Annotated in this window: 22 protein-coding genes; 3 read left to right on the forward strand and 19 right to left on the reverse strand. The window is 38.7% G+C overall.

The window, feature by feature from the left end:
• Positions 1-17 precede the first annotated feature (17 nt).
• From dnaJ to gpr, 9 genes are all read right to left on the reverse strand, one after another.
• The gene (gene dnaJ, locus FN924_RS10950; protein WP_143894432.1) at positions 18-1,142 is read right to left on the reverse strand and encodes a molecular chaperone DnaJ; all 1,125 of its coding nucleotides are present in this window, start codon (positions 1,140-1,142) and stop codon (positions 18-20) included.
• Between the two features lie 235 nt (positions 1,143-1,377).
• Positions 1,378-3,210, reverse strand: coding sequence for a molecular chaperone DnaK (gene dnaK / locus FN924_RS10955; RefSeq protein WP_143894434.1), 1,833 nt, complete (start codon positions 3,208-3,210; stop codon positions 1,378-1,380).
• A 30-nt stretch (positions 3,211-3,240) separates the two neighbouring features.
• Positions 3,241-3,813, reverse strand: coding sequence for a nucleotide exchange factor GrpE (grpE, locus tag FN924_RS10960; protein ID WP_143894436.1), 573 nt, complete (start codon positions 3,811-3,813; stop codon positions 3,241-3,243).
• Between the two features lie 151 nt (positions 3,814-3,964).
• Positions 3,965-4,996 carry a heat-inducible transcriptional repressor HrcA gene (hrcA, locus tag FN924_RS10965; RefSeq protein WP_143894438.1) on the reverse strand — a complete coding sequence of 344 codons (1,032 nt, stop codon included), beginning with the start codon at positions 4,994-4,996 and terminating at the stop codon, positions 3,965-3,967.
• A 77-nt stretch (positions 4,997-5,073) separates the two neighbouring features.
• The gene (hemW, locus tag FN924_RS10970) at positions 5,074-6,228 is read right to left on the reverse strand and encodes a radical SAM family heme chaperone HemW (protein WP_143897193.1); all 1,155 of its coding nucleotides are present in this window, start codon (positions 6,226-6,228) and stop codon (positions 5,074-5,076) included.
• An 87-nt stretch (positions 6,229-6,315) separates the two neighbouring features.
• Positions 6,316-8,127: a translation elongation factor 4 gene (lepA, locus tag FN924_RS10975; RefSeq protein ID WP_143894439.1), complete on the reverse strand. Its 1,812-nt coding sequence runs from the start codon at positions 8,125-8,127 to the stop codon at positions 6,316-6,318.
• 263 nt (positions 8,128-8,390) lie between these two features.
• Positions 8,391-8,738, reverse strand: coding sequence for a DUF3679 domain-containing protein (locus tag FN924_RS10980; protein ID WP_158633987.1), 348 nt, complete (start codon positions 8,736-8,738; stop codon positions 8,391-8,393).
• 11 nt (positions 8,739-8,749) lie between these two features.
• Positions 8,750-9,931 carry a stage II sporulation protein P gene (gene spoIIP / locus FN924_RS10985; protein WP_143894443.1) on the reverse strand — a complete coding sequence of 394 codons (1,182 nt, stop codon included), beginning with the start codon at positions 9,929-9,931 and terminating at the stop codon, positions 8,750-8,752.
• A gap of 111 nt (positions 9,932-10,042) precedes the next feature.
• Positions 10,043-11,140 carry a GPR endopeptidase gene (gene gpr / locus FN924_RS10990; RefSeq protein WP_143897194.1) on the reverse strand — a complete coding sequence of 366 codons (1,098 nt, stop codon included), beginning with the start codon at positions 11,138-11,140 and terminating at the stop codon, positions 10,043-10,045.
• A 173-nt stretch (positions 11,141-11,313) separates the two neighbouring features.
• Between gpr and rpsT the strand changes: the two genes are divergently transcribed.
• Positions 11,314-11,580 carry a 30S ribosomal protein S20 gene (gene rpsT, locus FN924_RS10995; protein WP_143894445.1) on the forward strand — a complete coding sequence of 89 codons (267 nt, stop codon included), beginning with the start codon at positions 11,314-11,316 and terminating at the stop codon, positions 11,578-11,580.
• Between the two features lie 84 nt (positions 11,581-11,664).
• Here rpsT and holA read toward each other — a convergent pair whose 3' ends face one another.
• Positions 11,665-12,702, reverse strand: a complete 1,038-nt coding sequence (gene holA, locus FN924_RS11000) for a DNA polymerase III subunit delta (protein ID WP_143894446.1) — start codon at positions 12,700-12,702, stop codon at positions 11,665-11,667.
• 311 nt (positions 12,703-13,013) lie between these two features.
• Between holA and FN924_RS11005 the strand changes: the two genes are divergently transcribed.
• Positions 13,014-13,148, forward strand: coding sequence for a YqzM family protein (locus FN924_RS11005; protein WP_143894448.1), 135 nt, complete (start codon positions 13,014-13,016; stop codon positions 13,146-13,148).
• Positions 13,149-13,297: 149 nt separating this feature from the next.
• On the opposite strand, the gene FN924_RS11010 is transcribed toward FN924_RS11005, so the two are convergent.
• The 3 genes from FN924_RS11010 to FN924_RS11020 form a co-directional block, all read right to left on the reverse strand.
• Entirely contained in the window at positions 13,298-15,478 is a 2,181-nt protein-coding gene (locus FN924_RS11010) for a DNA internalization-related competence protein ComEC/Rec2 (RefSeq protein ID WP_228409427.1), read from the reverse strand.
• A gap of 100 nt (positions 15,479-15,578) precedes the next feature.
• Entirely contained in the window at positions 15,579-16,028 is a 450-nt protein-coding gene (locus FN924_RS11015) for a ComE operon protein 2 (RefSeq protein WP_143894452.1), read from the reverse strand.
• Between the two features lie 66 nt (positions 16,029-16,094).
• Positions 16,095-16,694: a helix-hairpin-helix domain-containing protein gene (locus tag FN924_RS11020; protein WP_228409428.1), complete on the reverse strand. Its 600-nt coding sequence runs from the start codon at positions 16,692-16,694 to the stop codon at positions 16,095-16,097.
• 81 nt (positions 16,695-16,775) lie between these two features.
• Between FN924_RS11020 and comER the strand changes: the two genes are divergently transcribed.
• Positions 16,776-17,603 (forward strand): late competence protein ComER, encoded by an 828-nt coding sequence (gene comER, locus FN924_RS11025; RefSeq protein ID WP_143894456.1) that lies wholly within the window; start codon positions 16,776-16,778, stop codon positions 17,601-17,603.
• A gap of 58 nt (positions 17,604-17,661) precedes the next feature.
• On the opposite strand, the gene FN924_RS11030 is transcribed toward comER, so the two are convergent.
• Genes FN924_RS11030 through aroE form a run of 6 tightly spaced genes read right to left on the reverse strand, consistent with a single transcriptional unit; the run spans position 17,662 to position 21,054 of the window.
• Complete coding sequence (locus FN924_RS11030; RefSeq protein ID WP_143894459.1) at positions 17,662-18,414, reverse strand: class I SAM-dependent DNA methyltransferase; 753 nt, start codon at positions 18,412-18,414, stop codon at positions 17,662-17,664.
• A 3-nt stretch (positions 18,415-18,417) separates the two neighbouring features.
• The gene (gene rsfS, locus FN924_RS11035) at positions 18,418-18,774 is read right to left on the reverse strand and encodes a ribosome silencing factor (protein ID WP_143894461.1); all 357 of its coding nucleotides are present in this window, start codon (positions 18,772-18,774) and stop codon (positions 18,418-18,420) included.
• The gene (gene yqeK / locus FN924_RS11040) at positions 18,771-19,358 is read right to left on the reverse strand and encodes a bis(5'-nucleosyl)-tetraphosphatase (symmetrical) YqeK (RefSeq protein ID WP_143894463.1); all 588 of its coding nucleotides are present in this window, start codon (positions 19,356-19,358) and stop codon (positions 18,771-18,773) included. Before yqeK ends, rsfS begins: the two co-directional genes overlap by 4 nt.
• On the reverse strand, positions 19,345-19,914 hold the full coding sequence (locus FN924_RS11045) for a nicotinate-nucleotide adenylyltransferase (RefSeq protein ID WP_143894464.1): 570 nt from the start codon (positions 19,912-19,914) through the stop codon (positions 19,345-19,347). The genes yqeK and FN924_RS11045 overlap by 14 nt, the downstream gene beginning before the upstream one ends.
• A gap of 9 nt (positions 19,915-19,923) precedes the next feature.
• A complete protein-coding gene (yhbY, locus tag FN924_RS11050) occupies positions 19,924-20,214 on the reverse strand; it encodes a ribosome assembly RNA-binding protein YhbY (RefSeq protein WP_143894465.1) in 291 nt (96 codons plus the stop codon).
• Positions 20,215-21,054, reverse strand: a complete 840-nt coding sequence (gene aroE, locus FN924_RS11055) for a shikimate dehydrogenase (RefSeq protein ID WP_143894466.1) — start codon at positions 21,052-21,054, stop codon at positions 20,215-20,217.
• Between the last annotated feature and the right edge of the window lie 5 nt (positions 21,055-21,059).

Genomic DNA, 21,059 nt, shown 5'->3' on the forward strand with positions numbered 1-21,059 from the left:
GGCATCGGGAACAAGAATTATTCCCCTTTAAACGCTCTTTTTACACGATCAAAGAAAGAATCCTCGTGCTCATCTGCTGGCTGGTTTCCACTTATATCATTAAATTCTCTCAACAATTCTTTTTGTTTATCTGTTAGGTTAGTTGGCGTTACTACTCGAATTTTTACGTGCTGGTCTCCTTGGCCATACCCTCTAACATTTGGTACACCTTTTCCTTTTAATCGGAATACTTTTCCAGTTTGTGTCCCAGCAGGGATCTTTAATTTTACTTTACCGTGGACAGTAGGGATCGCTAATTCGTCTCCTAAAGCAGCTTGTGCAAACGTAATCGGCATTTCACAGTAGATGTTATCTCCTTCACGCTGATAGAACTCATGAGGAGTAATGCGAACCACTACATATAAATCACCTGGAGGGCCTCCATTTGCGCCAGGCTCCCCTTGGCCAGATACACGTATTTGTTGCCCTTCATCAATACCCGCCGGAATATTAATATGGATTTTCTTTCGTTTTTTCACATTTCCGGTACCACCACAGGTATTACATTTTTCAGGAATGATTTTCCCAGAACCTTGACAATGGTGACATACTCGCTTATTCACTACACGTCCAAATGGTGTGTTTTGCTCCGTATTTAACTGACCAGTTCCATGACAATGGGAGCAGGTTTTCGTTTTCGTGCCAGGTTTCGCACCGGACCCAGAACACGTTTCACACGTCTCTTCTTTTGGAATTTCAATATCTGTGTCTTTTCCAAAAATAGCTTCTTCAAAATCTAGTGTCATTGTGTACTGGAGATCCGCACCTTGTCTTGGTGCATTAGGGTCACGTCGACGTCCTCCACCACCAAAGAACATATCAAAAATATCTCCAAACCCACCAAAATCTTCTGCTCCACCGAAGCCACCAAATCCTTGATTTTGTGGACCAGCATGGCCATATTGATCATATTGTGCACGTTTTTGGTCACTGCTTAAAGTCTCATAGGCTTCTTTTGCTTCTTTAAATTTATCCGCAGCATCTGCTTCTTTATTTACATCAGGGTGATATTTTCTTGCTAGCTTACGGTAAGCCTTCTTGATTTCATCTTTCGAAGCATCCTTGGATACGCCAAGGACTTCATAATAATCTCGCTTACTCACTTGACAACCACTCTCCCATTCTCTTATTTTGGTTGAATGTTTCCTTATTCAACACAATAAGAAATGTGACGACTATTTCAGTCTTGTTCATCACGTTCTCACTCGTTCAAACATAAATGTTATCATAACACTTTTTAACATTATCCGGCAATTATTTATATAAAGTTATTATGAAGAAAAGAGAAAAAGTCAAAGCCAAGAGGATCCTGACTTTGACTTTGTGTGAAGGATGAACTTATTTTTTGTCGTCCTCGTCATCTACTTCTTCATAATCTGCATCAACAACATCGTCATCTTTCTTCTCACCAGCTTCACCTTGTGCAGCTTGAGCATCTGCTTGAGCTTGCTCGTAAAGTTTTATAGAAAGTGCTTGGACTTGCTCTTGTAGAGCGTCTCGTTTTTGTTTGATTGCTTCTAGATCTGAGCCTTCAAGTGCCTGCTTCAGCTCATCTTTTGCAGTTTCTGCTTTTTGTTTATCTTCATCTGACACTTTATCGCCAAGATCCTTAATTGTTTTATCTGTAGTGAAGATTAATTGGTCTGCTTCATTGCGCAATTCTACTTCTTCTCTACGCTTCTTATCGTCCTCTGCATTTTCTTCTGCTTCTCTTACCATTCTTTCTACTTCATCATCCGATAAGCCAGAGGAAGACTTAATGGTAATAGATTGTTCTTTATTTGTACCCAAGTCTTTGGCACGAACATTTACAATACCATTAGCATCAATGTCAAATGAAACTTCAATTTGTGGTACCCCGCGTGGTGCTGGTGGAATATCCGTCAATTGGAAACGTCCTAGTGTTTTGTTATTAGCAGCCATTTCGCGTTCCCCTTGAAGAACATGAATGTCTACGGCCGTCTGGTTATCGGCAGCAGTAGAGAAAACTTGGGAATGGCTTGTTGGAATTGTCGTATTACGTTCAATTAATTTAGTAAATACTCCACCCATTGTTTCAATACCTAATGACAACGGAGTGACATCAAGTAACACGACATCTTTTACATCACCTTGAAGTACACCACCTTGAATTGCAGCACCTAGTGCTACTACTTCATCTGGGTTTACACCTTTAGATGGATCTTTTCCAATCTCTTTTTTAATTGCTTCTTGTACAGCAGGAATTCGTGTAGAACCACCAACAAGAAGTACTTTATCAATATCACTTGGAGACATATCTGCGTCTTTTAGTGCTTGACGAGTTGGTCCCATTGTACGCTCTACTAAATCAGAGGATAGCTCGTCAAATTTAGCACGAGTTAGATTCATTTCTAAGTGCAATGGTCCAGCTTCTCCAGCCGTGATAAATGGTAATGAAATTTGAGTTTGTGCAACGCCTGATAAGTCTTTTTTCGCTTTTTCAGCAGCATCTTTCAATCGTTGTAGAGCCATTTTGTCTTTAGATAGGTCAATACCGTTTTCTTTTTTGAACTCCTCTACCATGTGGTCAATGATCACTTGGTCAAAGTCATCCCCACCTAGACGATTGTCCCCAGCGGTCGCAACAACTTCAAATGTACCTTCCCCAATATCTAGGATAGAAACGTCAAACGTACCGCCACCTAGATCGTAAACTAGAATCGTTTGATCTTGGTCATCTTTATCGATTCCATAGGCTAGTGCAGCAGCAGTCGGCTCATTAATGATGCGTTCTACTTCTAAACCGGCGATTTTACCAGCATCTTTTGTCGCTTGACGTTCTGCGTCATTAAAGTAAGCCGGAACTGTAATAACAGCTTTATCTACGGTTTCTCCCAAGTAATCTTCTGCGTATGATTTTATGTGTTGAAGGATGATAGCTGAAATCTCTTGTGGTGTGTACTCTTTTCCTTCGATTTCTACTTTATAATCTGTACCCATGTGACGTTTAATAGAGATAATCGTATTTGGGTTTGTAATCGCTTGACGCTTTGCTACTTCCCCTACTTGTCTTTCTCCGTTCTTAAACGCAACAACGGAAGGAGTTGTACGATTCCCCTCTGGATTCGGGATTACTTTTGCTTCTCCGCCTTCCATAACAGCCACACATGAGTTAGTTGTACCTAAGTCAATACCAATAATTTTTCCCATGACTAATTCCTCCTTGCTCCAAATATGTAATTATTGAGTTACTTTTACCATTGCTGGACGAATTACTTTGTCCTTTAATGTGTATCCTTTTTGCAATACTTCTACAACTGTATTCGCCTCATATTGTTCATCTTCTACTTGCATAACTGCTTGATGTAGATGCGGATCAAATGATTGACCTTCTGCCGCAATCTCTTCCACACCTTCCTTTTCTAGTGCGTCAGTAAACTGCTTATAAACCATTTTAATCCCATCAACAAATCCATCTGTTGCCTGCTCTCCTCCTTGAACAGCAAGGGCACGCTCAAAGTTATCGACAACAGGAAGTAATTCAGTAATCAACGACTGTGATCTATATTTACGATCTGCTTCTTTTTCTTTTTGTGTTCTTTTACGGAAGTTATCGTACTCCGCTTGCAGTCTTAATAACCGATCGTATAATTCCGTTTTTTCTTGCTTCAATTGTTCCACTTCATTATTCGAAGTTTCTGTCTCCGCGGACTCTTCTACTACCTCTTGGTCTGCATCGACCAATTCTTGTTCTACAACATCTTCTTGCTCATTGTTTTCTGGAGTTTCTTTTACTTGATCCTTTTCTTCCATTCCTGTCACCTCCTAAAAGTTATCCAATCAAACATGGTTGAATATATCATGAAATAATAGAGAATTAAAACCAAAACCTTAATTTCTTCAAACAATCAAAAAGAAGGGATGGGAAATGGCAATTCCCCACCATAACAAGCTATACCCTCTTTTATTTCTCTTCATACCATGAATGAAAAGTTTTTGTAAGTTTTCCGGATAAAACATTCAATAGTGAAATCACTCTTGAATATTCCATTCTAGTTGGGCCTAATAGCGCAATTGTTCCAATTTGTTGTTCTCCAAGGGAATAGGTCGCTGTAATCAAGCTGCAATCCTGCATGGCATCGAGTTTGTTCTCTTGTCCTATTGAAATATGAATTCCTTCATGATTGGACCGGAGAACTTCTGCCAAATAATCCTCTTGCTCAATTATCGAATATAAGGATCTTATTTTGTTAATATCCTTAAATTCTGGTTGCATTAGAATGTTGGTTTTTCCACCTACATAAAGCTTGACTGGTTGTTGTTCAAGTAATGCAGCCTTCAAATAGGAATACGTCGTTTCATAATCCGTAGTATAAGCTTTGACAAGATCTGCTATTTCCGTATAGAGCTTGTCTTGGAGCTTAACGATAGGTACTCCCACTAGTCGGTCATTTAAAATGTTCACCAGTTTTTCTAAGTCACCTGGCTTCATTTCCTTTGGAATCGAAAAGGTACGATGCTCTACATGGCCGGTGTTCGTCACGAGAATTGCCACAGCTGATTGTGGAGATAAGTTTATGATCTGCAGCTGCTTTAGTTTTGTTTCAAAGACTTCCGGCCCTAAAATGATGCTCGTATAATTCGTTAGATCCGATAACACCCTCGCAGACTTTTGTACAACTTTCTCGAATTCCACCATTCCTTTTTCAAACGCATCTGAAATAATACCTATATCGGTATTGGACAGATGAAAAGGAGAGATTAAATGGTCGACATAAAAACGATACCCTTTTTCGGAAGGAACACGACCTGAAGAGGAATGAGTCTTCTCAATGAAACCCATTTCTTCTAAATCTGCCATTTCGTTTCGTATCGTCGCAGAACTGTATTCCACTTCTTGTCGCTTTGAAATGGCTCTTGACCCAATCGGTTGAGCCGTTTGGATGAATTCATCAACAATAACTTGTAACACTTGTAATTGTCGCTTAGATAACATCGATGATCACCTCTGTTAGCACTCCTAAATGTTGAGTGCTAAATCTAATAATAAATTAACAAAACAGAACTTTGTTGTCAATGTGAAAGCTCAAAAGAATTATCTAGTAAAAACTCTTGAAATACTTCGTTTCCGAACAGTAACCCGTTCTCTGTTAAACAGACCGCATCGCCTTTAATTTGGAGCCAGCCTTTTGCTTTTAATCGTTCAATTGTTGCTCCATATAAACCGAGTAAATCCTCATTATATTTGTGTGAAAAATCCTCTATGGAAACCCCTTTAAGTCTGCGAAGTCCTAAAAACATCTCTTCCTCTATTTGTTCCTTCAAGGTAATGGGCTCTTCATGTAAAACCGGATTTCCATCCTGAAGCGCCTTTTCTACGTAAGCAGGAAGCGGTCTTAGATTGACAATTCTCCGCCCTGGCAAATAGCCATGTGCACCTGCTCCAAATCCGTAATAATGCTGATTATTCCAGTACGTCAGATTATGCTTACTTTCCATGCCTGGCTTCGCAAAATTACTAATCTCATATTGTGTTAAACCATGCTCTTGCATTTTAGTCCGAAGTAATTCGAACATTTGAACTTCTTCTTCCTCTTTAGGACGATGTAGCTTTCCTTTTTTATATCGGTTGTAAAAAATTGTTTTTGGTTCGATTTGCAACGCATATGCAGAATAGTGAGGAAGATTAAAAGCTAAAGCTTCTTTTAACGTTTTATCAAAGTGCTCCACGGTTTGATGTGGCAAACTATAGATGAGATCAATGCTCACATTCCGCATATCCTGCTGGAATAATAAATCCAAGTTATGATAGACATCTTTCACACGGTGAACACGGCCAATTTCTTCCAGCATGTTGTCATCGAACACCTGCACACCTAGTGAAATTCGTTGAACGCCATAATGTTTTAAAAGCTTAATCTTTTCCAGGTCTAAGTCCCCTGGATTTGCTTCAAAGCTGTACTCTAGACAATGTTCTGTATCAAAATACTCCGCTATGATTTTCAGCAGTCTTTCCAATTGGCTATGCGTCAACGCGGTTGGTGTTCCACCACCTACAAAAATGGTCTTGACCGATTTTTTTCGTTCCGAGATATTTATTTTTATTTCGTTTTCTAACGCATCTAAATACTGATTGGCTAAATTTTCGTCATAAAAAAACTTTGTAAAGTCACAATAGTGACAAATCTGCTGGCAAAATGGAATATGAATATACACAGAGGAGACCATTTCGTTGTCCACCGCCTTTATCTCATTATTTAACACATGTCCTATCAGCAAAACCCCTGTCACCACTTGACAAGGGTTTTAGCCAACTTATTCTTCGTCCATTCGTAGAACAGCCATGAATGCTTCTTGTGGTACTTCGACCGATCCTACCATCTTCATTCTCTTTTTACCTTCTTTTTGTTTCTCTAACAGTTTACGTTTACGGGAAATATCTCCACCGTAACATTTCGAAAGAACGTTTTTACGCATTGCTTTGATTGTAGACCTTGCTACGATTTTATTTCCAACAGCTGCTTGCACCGGTACTTCGAATTGCTGTCTCGGTATTAAGGCTTTTAGCTTTTCTACAATCGCCTTCCCTCGTTCAAAAGAGAAATCTTTATGCACGATAAAGGATAATGCATCAATGCTATCGCCATTTAAAAGAATATCCATTTTAACAAGCTTAGAATCCTTATATCCAATAAGCTCGTAATCGAAGGACGCATACCCTTTTGTTTGGGATTTGAGTTGATCAAAGAAATCATAAACAATTTCAGATAATGGTATCTCATAGATAACATTCACACGTACATCGTCCATATACTGCATATCAATAAAATCGCCACGTTTTTTCTGACAAAGCTCCATAACTGCCCCCACATAATCATTCGGCACCATGACAGACGCCTTTACATAAGGCTCGCGAATAGCTTCAATTTTTTGGGGGTCCGGCATTACAGATGGATTATCAACCGAGATGGTTTCTCCATCGGTCATCTCTACTTCATAAATAACACTTGGTGCAGTTGTAATTAAATCGATATTAAATTCTCTTTCTATACGCTCTTGAATAATCTCCATATGAAGCAAACCGAGAAAGCCGCAACGGAAACCGAATCCTAACGCTTGAGAGGTTTCAGCTTCATATTGAAGGGAAGAGTCGTTGAGTTCGAGGCGCTCTAAAGCTTCTCGTAAATCATTGTATTTGTTCGCGTCTACTGGGTAAAGACCACAGAAAACCATTGGGTTGAGACGACGATAGCCTGGTAGTGGTTCTGCAGCAGCGTTGTTGGATAATGTAATGGTATCCCCTACTCGTGTATCCCCTACATTTTTAATAGAAGCTGTTAAATACCCTACATCTCCAACCGTTAATTCATTTTGAGGAACTGGTTTTGGGTTAAATACACCGATTTCATTTACTTCAAACTCTTTACCAGTTGCCATCATTTTGATCTTATCGCCTACTTTTACGGATCCTTCCTTTACACAAACATAAGCGACAACACCACGATAGGAATCGTATAAGGAATCAAAAATAAGTGCTTTTAATGGCGCTTCTGCGTCACCGGCTGGGGCTGGGACTTTTTCTACGATACGCTCTAAAATTTCTTCAATTCCAATTCCAGCTTTAGCAGAAGCTAAAATAGCTTCGTCCCCGTCAATACCTAGCACATCTTCGATTTCTTGTTTCACTCGATCTGGATCTGCACTTGGCAAATCAATTTTATTTATAACTGGGATAATTTCTAAATCGTTATCCATGGCTAAATACACGTTCGCAAGAGTTTGCGCTTCAATTCCTTGCACCGCGTCTACTACTAATATCGCACCTTCACAGGCAGCGAGACTTCTTGATACTTCGTATGTAAAGTCTACGTGACCAGGTGTATCAATTAAGTGAAATAAATACTCTTCGTCATTTTCACGTTTATATTTTAATTGAACCGCATTTAATTTAATAGTAATTCCACGTTCCCTTTCCAAATCCATGGCATCCAAAAACTGCTCTTTCATCTCACGCTGAGTAAGAGCTTTTGTTTTCTCTAATATTCTATCGGCAAGGGTCGATTTTCCATGATCGATATGTGCGATGATGGAAAAGTTCCGCACTCTACTTTGGTTTCTTTTCGTCAAAGGTGATCACTCCAGCTAAATACATAGTAAGCTTATTATCCAATATTACTAGGATTGATTATAGCAGTACGCCCACGTTTATTCAATCCTAGGACTATTTATTCACATATATGGGACTAAAAGCATATAGGAAAGGTACGCGTACAGATCCATGGCCAAATATTCACCTTGTCTTATGTAGAAAAGGAGTAGTGTTGTTCTCACTACTCCTCTACATATTGGATACCATTCACTGCACTATCTCACTGTTCCATTAGCATGTGCTAAAAGAATGACTTAACAAGCTCATGAGCAGATTGGATAAGACCATTATACACCCACTTGACACTTTGCTCCAAAGTTCCAGCGATTTTTTGGGTCATATGGCTATCATCTATTTCTTGAAATTTTTCTTCTTTGTCCTCTACGGAGACTTGCTCGAACTCCTGTCCCATCACTTCAATTTGATAGTTGTCTTGTTTGTTCTTATCTGTTTGAACCGCTTCTTTTAAAGAGTCTGTTGAATAGCCGCGAATTTCTGTTACCCCTTCACTGGCTTGATCAATTCCAAATAATACACCGCCTAAAAATAATAGAACCATTACGAGCATAGTCGCTAACATTTTTATCATCTTCATCCCCCCTAATTCCCCTGTACTTTTTCTGCTTGCCAATAGTACTCGCTAAACACTTTCGCTAAGGCATCTGCTGAGCGGTAAAGTTCGTTCATTTTGTTTTCTACTCCCCCGATTTCAATAATCACGGAATGATCGGATAAATCTTGATTATACACACCGTTAAACCCTGCTCCACCTTGTGTTTTAACCCCTCGGCTAATCCCTGGATATTTTTCATTTAGCTTTTTGTGTAAATCCGTTGCTAACTTCAAATTCGTTTCATTATCTGGATTATCACTTCCAACGATAAAGAAGAAGCGCGCATAGTTTTTCCCATTAATGCTCGTTGTCGTTTCTTTTCTCCCTTGCGAATCCCTGTGGATATCAAATATATATTGAATATTCTTGTTGCCGGCCAAAGCTTTCTCCACAACTGGTTTTGATGCGTTGTACGATTGCCAATATTCCCAGTCTTTATTATTTAAAACGGTCATAAAATCCGTATGGTCGACTTGTGTGCCGATACCTTGGTTTGTAAGACTTTTGGATAATCGGTCACTTACCTTTGAAATATTCACCTCTGCGTGATAAGCCTCGTCCGCAGAGGTCCCTTCCGGTAAATGCGGGAGGAAGGATTCACGATTGTGTGTCGTATATAAGAAAACTACCTTCCGATCTCCGGTTGTTGGTTGACCAGGATTATCGTTCGATTGATCAGGCTGTTGCTCTACTTCCTCTTCCGGCATTTTGGCTTCCCGATCTTTTAGCACGATATCAAGTGGTGCTGCGGATTCTATAGGCAAGTTCGTATAATCTGTACCCTCGCCAGCTACAATTATTTTTCCATTATAAGCATCAAATCCCGGGAGTTCCCTCCCTAGTAAAGTTCGAGGATCATTCGGTTTTAAACTTGTGGCCATTTGGAACACGAGATTTGATATACTTAAGGGCTCTTTTGTTTCTGGAAAAGCAGACTGAAACGTGCGGTTCTCCATTGTCATAAAATGGAGAAATGACGATCCGTCAATTTGCCTTGTCCATTCGTTTATTGTATTTGAATAAAGTCGATAAGCAGGCTTTATAGACGTTAAAATTGCAATAAAGAAAAACAACAAACAAATACTTATAATGATAAGACTTCCTTTTTTATACCATGGCTTGGACTGTTTGATGAATTGGTTAAGCGATGTATTTGGATTCGTGTTCATCGTTCCATCCTTTCTACGTTCTATCTATCATTTCTAATAGATTCTATGAGCGTAGAACAGAAAGTAGAACGAAACTTATAAGGAAATCAAAAATAATTAGAAGGACTTAGGTTATCTCGTATAAGCATCGAAATTATCTATATCGACATTATCGTGCAGGGCAGCATTAAGACCTGATGCGAGAACATGAGCCATATCCTTGATATAGCTATCCACTTCCTTTGGGGTAACCATTAAGTTATGGCCAAGTGGTGTTAATACTTCTTTTATAAGGGACCTTTTCTCTTCTTCCTCTAGTTCCCCTACCATTCCTAGTACGGCCTTCCTCTTTTCTGGATCTGGTAAATCCTCCTCGGTTAATGTTCGTTTACCAAAATTCATTCCAGAGGGAGAAAGTGCTTTAGAAGGTCTGTCTTTTTCTCTCCACTCTCTACCAAAATGCTTCAAAACAAAGTCGATGGTATCGCTCGTTATCGTTACAGCATCTACCACTGTAGGCACACCTAGTGCAATAACCGGAATACCTAATGTTTCTTTACTAATCTCTTTTCTTTTATTTCCAACTCCTGAGCCTGGGTGAATCCCAGAATCAGAAAGTTGAATCGTTGCGTTCACCCGTTCGATCGAACGGGAAGCTAAAGCATCAATTGCAATCACAAAGTCAGGTTTTGTTTTTTCAATCACTCCATAGATAATATCGCTCGTTTCGATGCCTGTTAATCCCATTACTCCAGGAGTCATAGCAGACACAGGCCGATATCCATCTTGAACAGAATGTGGCTGTAGCTCAAACAGGTGACTTGTGACCATTACTTTTTCTATTGCCAATGGTCCTAAAGCATCTGGTGTCACATTCCAGTTTCCAAGGCCAACAATTAGTCCTTTTGCTTCAGGCTTTATGTTACTTGCCTTTAAAAGATTGGCTAATTCTTTAGCTAAAACTTGTGCGGTTTGCTCTTGAAGCTTAGTATCCTGTTTCTTAACCGCTTCACTATGTAACGTCACATAGGTACCAGGCTTCTTCCCGATTTTATCTGCCCCTAGTTGATTAATTTGTACGTAGGTTACTTCTACATCCCCATCCCGTTTATCGGTAATCGAGACACCTTCAATCCGATCTTCTTGTTCTTTATCCTTTTCTACATACATGTCCTTTGCTTCAACAGCTAAGTCTGTTCGAACTTGAAATTGTTTATCTTCTTGATTCATCATTAAGAACCCCCTTTTAGTTACTAGGGTTTCCATCAGAATTAGATTACATACGAAGAGGTTCCATCCGGACTGTTTTTACTCTATCAGCGTAATTTCTATTGAAATAGGGAGGACACTTTGGTAAAATGTCTTTTGTTACAGGTAGATGTTTTACTCTGGAGGTGAAAAAAATGGCAAATATTAAGTCTGCAATCAAGCGTGTTCGTGTAAACAACGATCACCGTGCACATAACATCTCTATTAAAACGGATATGCGTTCTCAAATTAAACGTGTAGAAAGCTTAGTAGAAAGCAAAGATGTTGAAAATGCGAAAGCTGCATTTAAAGTAGCTGCTCATAAAATTGACAAAGCAGTTCAAAAAGGAATCATCCACAAAAACAAAGGCAATCGTCAAAAATCTCGCCTTGCTAAAAAAGTGAACGAATTGTCCGCTTAATGAATGACTTATGACCAACACAAACGATCCTATTTGGGGTCGTTTTTTATTTGTAAAAAAAAGCAAGGGAGATAATCCCTTGCTTTACGCTATTGCCGTTTTAATATGAATCAGCTTATAAAGTAGTAGTTCAAACGCCAAATGCTTATCTATTTTACCTCGTTTTATTTGTGCGTCCGTTTCCGCAAAAATATTTAATATTTTCCGAAGCTCCTCCAAATGAAAACTCGTTTCCCTACTTGCAGAAATCTTAACCACATATGGATGGACCTTTAATTGTTGAGCCATTTGTTGCTGCGAATATCCTTTTTGTTTTAAAACCTTAACATGGGTTATCGTCCTAAATTGTGATGCCAATAACGCGATTAATGCGATTGGATCTTCCTTAGCTTTCTCTAAATCCTTGTAGATTTGAATAGCTCGTGATAAATTTTTTTCTATGACAGCATCCACTAATTGCAATCCCGTAGTATCCGCACTTCGAGATAAAAGCAACTGTGCGATTTCTCTTGTGACCGTACCATTTTCACCTACATACAAAGCTAATTTTTCTATTTCCTTCTCCAGCATTGATAAGTTGGTCCCTATTTCTTGATTGAATAACGGGATGACGTCATCCTCTACAAAGACGTTAAATGGTATAGCAATATCTTTAATCCATTTTTGCAAATCCCATTCCTTCACTGGCTCACAAGTAACTACTTCACTTTTTTTCTTCAACAGTTTTGTGACTTTTTTTCTTTCATCTAATTTCTCATATGGAGCAAGTAATACAAGGATGGAGAAATCTACAGGCTCGTTTATGTATGCTTGCAAAGCCTCCAAATCATGTTCTACCCCAGTTTTGTCTGGTTTCGTTTGTAAAAAGGATGCCTGATTGGCGATAACAAGTTTCGTTTCACCTAGGAATGGATACGTTTCTGCATCGTAAATAACATCCTGAATGGCAACTTCTTCTAAATCATACATAGAAATATTTGTATCTTTATCTTCATTTGGCATAACCTGTTTAATGAGCTGTTTTTTAACCTTTTCCATTAAAAAGGTCTCTGTTCCATGTATTAAATATACCGGAGAAAATTGCTTCTTTTTGATTTTTTTGATAGTATCCAAATAAGTCATTGTTTTCACCCCATATCCTATACACAATCGTATAAGGAATTGGAGAGGAAGGCAAGCAAAAAAAAGCTGGGAAATAGCTGGTCCGCTATTCCCCAGATGAAGCAATCTATATCAACGCTTCCTTTCCAGACCTAGGACACTGCGAAGGAAGCGATATTTGCTTTACTTATAGATTGACCTAAATGAAAAATTCTATGGGTGTAAAGTCTTGCTAACAAAGGTAACTACATAATGTATTAGGAAGATTTGAAATCTAAGTGGATTTTTTTCTGTCCTTAACTTATACTAATTATTGGACTAGGAGGGATTTTATGAACGATTTTGAAAAAGATGTACAGTCTAAGAATCACGATATCCTTGACTCAGGAAAAGGCTTCGTTTTTTCATTTCTTTTCTTCATGATTATCTTCTTTATTGGTGTCATTGTAGATGTTATCGGTTCTTAAAAAACATATCTCGAATGAAAGAGACTGGCAGTTAGCAGTCTCTTTTTTGTGGAATAAGAAAATTCGCATGTAGTCTTTATCCTTATTCCATATGGATGATTATCGTGATGGAGCTCTTTTTGTATATTTCGGTTTCGCTTCTAATTAGCTTATGGAAGATGCTTAAAAAATGTTCCTTTTTCTTTTACAAATTCGTACGTAATCGCCCCATTTAGGTCTGTTCTTAAGATTGGAATGTCATATTTGTTTAACAATTCTATAACATCCCTACTCGGATGGCCGTACCTATTATCTTTGCCTACGGAAACCATTGCTTTCTTTGGCTTAATCTGTTTAATCCATTGTTCAGATGTTGATGTTTGACTTCCGTGATGGGCAACCTTTAACACATCCGTTTGTAGTTTGGGATATTCCTTCAGGATCATTTTTTCCTCCTCCACCCCTATATCCCCGGTAAATAACCATTCTAAACCACCTAATTTTAAAAATAGTACTAAAGAATTTCTATTTTTCTCTCCATGGTTCTGTTTGGGGTGCAAGGTGTAGAAAGATTGCCCTTGTATAACAAATACTTCCCCCTTTTTTACATGTTGAACCTGGATTTTTTGAATTTGGAGCCCATTTTTCAAAGAAGACTGAGGCTTAAAGTATGGACTAGTCCAGATTGATTTAACATTAAAATGTTCCACCAAAAAAGGAACACTTCCTACGTGGTCTAAATCATTATGGCTCAAGATGATTGCATCAATAGATTGAATTCCTTTGTAATGAAGAAAAGGCATAATAACTTGTCTGTACGTTGTATCCGACCATTCATCTTTTACCGTTCTTTTACCAGCAGCATCAATTAAAATGACACCCTTTCGATATGGAAGTTCAATAACAAAGCAATCCCCTTGTCCAATATCGAGCATCGTGACCGAACCCTTAGGACTTACATATGGAATGATCGAATGGATGGTAAGCAGAAGGACTAGTAGACAACCACCATAAAATGAACGCTTATATTGATTCATTAATTGAGCTTTCATCATAAGTAGAACTGAACAAAAAAGAAGGACAACAAAGACAACCGAAAGCTTTCCCGTTACCCACGGAAAATAGGCAACGCTATCCATTATGTCTAACCAATCAAGAAATGAACCGTGGAGCTTTACAAAGAGATACTGCAATATGTTTCCTATCCAAGGTGCGATCACACTAAGGATAAAGAGAAGGACAACAAATGGCATAACAATGAATGAAAAGTATGGGACAACAAAGGTGTTTAACAAAATGGATAGTGGATTAAACGAGTAGAAATGGAAAGCTTGTAGGGGTAAAACGCTTAACTGTGCTACTAAGCTAATACGAAGAATAATGACGACGGTGGAAGCACTTTTAAGCCATTTTAATGACAAGAGAATCGCAAATGTAACAAGAAAAGAGAATTGAAATCCAACATTTCTAATTATCGATGGATTAAACATAATAAGGAAAACAAATACGATGCTTAAAACATCCGAAGTAGGAAGTTTAACTTGAAACCGTTGGAGTAGGATAACGAATATAGCCATGCATGAGGCACGTATAATAGAAGGCTCCGCCCCTGCAATACAGGCATATATAGGAAGCAAAAGAAGCAGGCAAACCTGTGTGTGTTCCTTCGTGATTTGACATATTTTAATAAGAAAGAAATAAATCATCCCAATGAGCAACCCAACATGAAGGCCCGAAATAGCCAATAAATGTGATAATCCCCAACGCCGAAAGAGCTCTACTGTATCATCTGGAAGTGCATCATCGTTTCCTAATAAAAGCGCTTGTAACCATGAAGCCGTAAAAGACGAATACCTTTCTGTATAGAGGATTGCTCTTTCTCTTAATGTGTAAATGTTTTCATAGAAACTGGCTCCCTTACACTCCAAATAACTAGGATTTGTAAGCTGAAAGGAAATACCATCTTGTTGTAAATATCTTTGATAGTCGAATTGCCCAGGGTTTCTACTCCTTTCAGGAATTTCCTTCTTCCCCTTTATCTTACAGAACGCGCCGTGCTTAATCGTAACTAAGCGGGCTGATTTAACTTTTTGATTTTCGTTAAATATCGTCACAAGTGTACGAAGTCTATCTTCTTCGATTACAAACGAATACATGGAATCGTTTCGTTCTTTTATGGAGATTATTTCGCCGTGAATGGTAGTATGTGAGGAATTAACAGAGGATTGAGGCGTAATGGAGGAACTGTTCATCCAACTAAACAGTCCTAATGATAATAACATACATATCCATAAGTAAAATCGAAGATAAGAGTTCTTATAGGACACCCAAGCCATCCATAAGAGAAACATTCCTAATACATCATAGCGATGAAAGGTGGCCGAAATAGAAGCGGCCAATGTCGCATATGCTAGCCAATGCCAATAGCCCTTTATACGACCACCACCTTCTTTATTTTAATTGAATCGATACATGCTCTAATGCGACCTTCTCCACTTTAATACCAGCATCACGGAAAAGTTCAATTGCATACGGATGATTTTTATAGTCTTCCGCGTAATACACCGCTTTGATTCCACTTTGAATGATCGATTTACAACAGTGCAGACACGGAAAATGTGTGACGTAAATCTCTGCTCCATCGGTGGGTACACCAAATTTCGCACACTGCAATAGAGCATTCACCTCAGCATGAATTGTACGTACACAGTGACCATCGATGACATAACATCCTTCATCCGAGCAATGTACCCCGCCAGATACACTCCCGTTATAACCTCCTGCGATGATACGCTTGTCACGTACTACCGTTGCACCCACCATAAGGCGTTGACATGTACTTCTTAAAGCTAAAAGATGACTTTGTGACATAAAATATTGATTCCAAGAGATCCGTTCCATGATTGTTACCACCTTGTACAAATTGTGCTTTTAGTGTACCCTCGGCCTAGTGGTTAGTCAATACGTTTACGGTACACGTACCTGATCTTCAAATCCTTTTAATGTCTTTTCGCCGATACCTGGTACTTCTAATAGGTCTTCCACCTTTTTAAAACTGCCATGCTCTTCACGATACTCTATAATTGCCAACGCTTTCTTTTCCCCAATTCCATTTAATTGCTCTAATGAGTCTTGATCAGCATTATTGATCGATATTTTATTTTGATGACCTTTGGCTGGTGCTACCACAGACCCTTCCTCACCTACTTTTGGAACGTAGATCACCATTTCATCCTGTACTCGCTGTGCCAAATTTACACCGATCGGATTGGCTTGTTTCGTAAACCCACCCGCATGCTTTATGACATCCTCCACTCTATTACTACTATCCACTTCGTAAACGCCTGGTTGTTTAACCTCGCCCTTCACGTCCACCATCATGGTCGCCGATTCAGATTGTAAATCCTCGGATATAGGTGTTATATCCTCCTCTAAATTGTTACTGTCTTCCATTGTAAAACCAGGTGGTTCATTAGTTTGCTGTGGTTGTAAAAACTGCATGAAGCCTAATCCTATCCCAATGACGAAAAGGACACTTATGAACCAGTTGTTCTTTAACCAAGTCATGGAATACCACGTTCCTTTCATAATATTACTTTCGAAACATAGAATGTGTAGAAGAAATCCATGAAGAGTGGGGGAGCAACAATGAAATGGGGAGTTATTGGAACTGGTAATATGGGAAGTATCCTAATTAACAGCTGGATGTCTTCCAACGTGATGAGCCAAAGTCAGTTGTATATTCATAATCGTACCGTTCAAAAAGCCTTCGATATCCAAAAAGATTATCCAAACATTCATGTTCTGGTGCAAGCAGAGGATTTAATTGATGAAGTTGATATTGTATTTGTTTGTGTAAAACCACTGGAAATCTATCCGCTTCTAAAGAAAACACGTAAGCATTGGAGAAAGGAGCAATGCTTAGTCTCTATCACTAGTCCTTTTTCCGTAGAGAAACTGGAATCCTTAGTACCCTGTCAAGTTGCACGAATGATACCAAGTATAACGAATCGTGCACTTTCTGGAATTACGTTATTAACTTTTGGAGATAGCATTACGAAAGAAATGAAAGGATATCTAGAACAGAGTAGTAAAATTTACTCTACACCATTTTACATCGATGATGACATAACGCGGGTTTCCTCAGATATCGTATCATGTGGGCCAGCATTTTTTGGTTATTTAGCCGAACAATTTATCGATTCTGCTGTGAAGGAAACGAAGATTGACAAAGATACAGCAACCGAGCTAACAGAGAAAATGTTCATCGGATTTGGAAAGCTGTTAGAAGACGGACATTTTACATTACCTGAGTTGATTCAAAAGGTTTGCGTAAAAGGCGGGGTAACTGGTGAAGGCATCAAGGCAATGGATGGAGAACTCGGAGATCTCTTTCCCTTGTTGATTAGAAGTACACATGCTAAATATGATGAAGACATATCAAAAATAAGTGAACAACTAGAGCTTGCCGAGTAACTATTCATTTCGCGAGACGTTTTCAAAATCCTGCAAAAAAAGTTCGAACTAGCTAAAATTAGCTTTTTCGAACTTTTTTAGATACAAAAAATACTCTTTCCGCTTCAGATATAGTGGTAGCATGTGGATCAAAGTCTCCGAAAATAGAAACTACTTCAAATCCTGTTTTTTCTAACCAAGTATGATAGCTTTCAGGTGTAAATGTTCTTTGATGGTGAGTTTCATCAAACCGCTGATATAATTCTGTCCCCTCTTCCTTCACAAAAAAGGTGAGGTCATGCAACACTTCGCCTACTTCTTCTCCTGATTCGCACATCCACACATAACTAACATCTTCATATACTTCTGAAAAGATTTGATTCTTCAAATCTTCCTCCATATGTTGGATGGAATGGACATCAAATAAAAATAACCCACCATCCTTTAACGATTCATATACATGCTGAAAAACCATACGAATCTCTTCCTCAGTTGTAATGTAATTCAAAACGTCACAAAAGCTAATAGCCATATCTTGATTATGTACACCTGACAATTCTCGAATGTCTTGATGGATCCATTGGATTGATACATGTTCTTCCTCCGCTATAGATCTTGCTTGGGAAAGCATATCATCGGAATAATCAACGCCGACTAGCTGATGGCCATTATTAGCTAATCGGCGTGTTATCGCACCCGTACCGCAGCCTAAGTCTAAAATCTTTGCAGGCTTTGAGTCTTTTACCCATCTCAAAGCTAGGTTTGTCCACTCTTCGTAAGGTGCATCTTTCATGAGAAAGTCATATACCTTTGCCATATTTTGATAAGACATGATTTATCCCCCGTGAGAAAATTCCGTTTCCACAAGTGGTGCATCTCCCCAAAGTCTCTCCAGATTATAGTAGTTTCGTTCTTCTCGATGAAAGACATGACAAACCACATCTCCTATGTCCACTAAAACCCATCTAGCTTGTTCAAATCCTTCCATTCGCTTCACTTCTAACCCATTTTTTTCTGCTTGTTCTTGAATCTCACGTGCAATAGCTTGGACTTGCCTTTCACTACTTCCATCACATATCAAAAAATAGTCGGCAATTAAGGATACATGTTGCATATCTAAAATCACGATATCCTCTGCACGTTTGTCATCACAAGCCTTCGCTGCTACATTTACTAGTTCTTTACTATTCATTCATGGTTTCCCTCCGTTTTTACTGAAAGTTCTCGTACCAAATGATTGTAACAATGAAAGGTATCCGGATATATGGACTGTCCTTTATTCATTAAATGCATAATCGTATTTCTTGATGCAAGCAAACAAGCTTTTTCAAGATTATTTTTTGCTACCTCTCTTACTTCTTCAACACCAGGGAAACTACGTCCAGGTTCCATGTAATCAGCTAAAAAGATAAGTTTATCTAACTGACTCATGTGAGCCTTCCCTGTCGTATGCCATCTAATAGCAGATAAAATTTCACGATCATTCAAACCAACTTCTCTTTCCACTAATAAGGCACCGACTGGACCATGCCAGAGCTCATGATGATACTGTAATAAGTCCTTAGGTAAAGACTCTGACAAAATCCAACGCTTCATTTCGCGGATATTTCGGTATTTCGCATAGTCATGAAAAATAGCAGCTAGTTCTGCTTTTTCTAGGTTACCACCAAAACGACGTCCCAATTCTAATGCAGTATCGGTAACCCGGACTGTATGTTCAAAGCGGGCAGTTCTAAGCTGTGGTTCCACTATGGCTAACGCTTCATTTCTCTTCATAAAGACGATTCTCCTTTATGCATTCAATGACCGAATTTGGGACCAAATATTTAACAGATAATCCGTTCTTAAGTCTCTGTCTAATCATTGAGGAGGAAACAGCAAATTCTGGAATATTCACTTCAATAATCGGATAGTTTGACTCTAGTTTGTACTCCTTTCGTTTCACACCAACGAATCGGATAAGTTCAAACAGTTCATCAATTTGAACCCATTTAGGTAAATATTCCACCATATCTGCACCGATAATAAAATAAAAATCAACATTTGGATACTCTTCCACTAACTGCTTGACCGTATCAATGCTATACGATTTTCCTTCTCGATTCACTTCGATAAGCTGAACCTTAAAATGTTCATTATCTCGTACTGCTGCCTGCACCATTTCCACTCGATATTTACTAGCTGTACGTGCTTGTTGCTTATGAGGTGGTTCATAAGATGGGATAAACCAGATTTCATCCAATCCTAACGCTTGACGAACCTCTTCTGCAATTAATAAATGACCGTTGTGTGGTGGATCAAATGTTCCACCTAGAAGTCCTACTTTCTTCATAGGTCACCCCTAAGGTAGTTGTATCGTTTTATTTTCTTTAGATTCTTTATATAGCACAATTATATTTCCTATGATTTGTGCTACTTCAGCCCCGGTACCTTCGGATATAGCTTCTGCAACAACTTCTTTATCTTCTAGACAATTTTGCAGGACAGAAACTTTAATTAACTCTCGTTTTTCCAAAGCATCATCGATTTGTTTTATCATATTATCATTTACTCCATCTTTTCCTACTTGAAAGATTGGATTTAAATGATGTGCTTCTGCTCTCAAAAATCTTTTTTGTTTCCCAGTTAACATTTAATCGCCTCGCAATCGTTTTTCTAAATCTAACAACATCGAGTCTACTTGCGGTTGCTTCCCTGTCCAAATCTGAAATGCAGCCTGTGCTTGATAGAGAAGCATTGCATGGCCATGGTGTATGTATGCCCCCCGTTTCTCAGCATCTTCTAATAACTGCGTTTGAATTGGTTGATATACAATATCACTTACTACCGAATGAGTAGACAGTTTTTCTAGTTTTATTACCTGTTCGTTCACATGAGGTTTCATCCCTACAGAAGTCGTTTGAACGATTAAATCATAGGTAGAAAGAACTCTTTCTGCTTCTTTATAATCTATCACCTTCGAATCCGTACGATCACTTTTTAAAGGAAGAAATGCTTCCGCTTTTTCCTTCGTACGATTGGCGATATCGACTTGTGGGAATTCACCTTGAGATAGTGTATAGTAAATACCTCGAGAAGCCCCTCCAGCACCGAGAATTAAAACATGTTTATCACCTGAGAAAAGATTAGGAAAAGCAGTTCTCAAAGATTGTTGATAACCAAGCCCATCCGTATTATACCCAATCCATTTCCCATTTTGTTGAAGTACCGTATTGACCGCACCAATTTTTGCAGCTGCATCGTCTATGTCATCTAAATAATTCATAATCGTTTGTTTATATGGAACAGTTACATTAAAACCATCAATCCCATGCATTTTTAATTTTTTTAATTGTTGCTCTAAATCGTCCTGTTTGGTCTCGTAGATTGTGTAGGTCCCTTCTATACCTGCCTTATCCATAAATGCTCCGTGAATCCAAGGAGACAAAGAATGCTTAGCAGGAAATCCGATTAAACCTAGCGTTATCCCCATTTCAT

Source organism: Radiobacillus deserti (assembly GCF_007301515.1).
In the GTDB taxonomy this organism is placed as follows: domain Bacteria; phylum Bacillota; class Bacilli; order Bacillales; family Amphibacillaceae; genus Radiobacillus; species Radiobacillus deserti.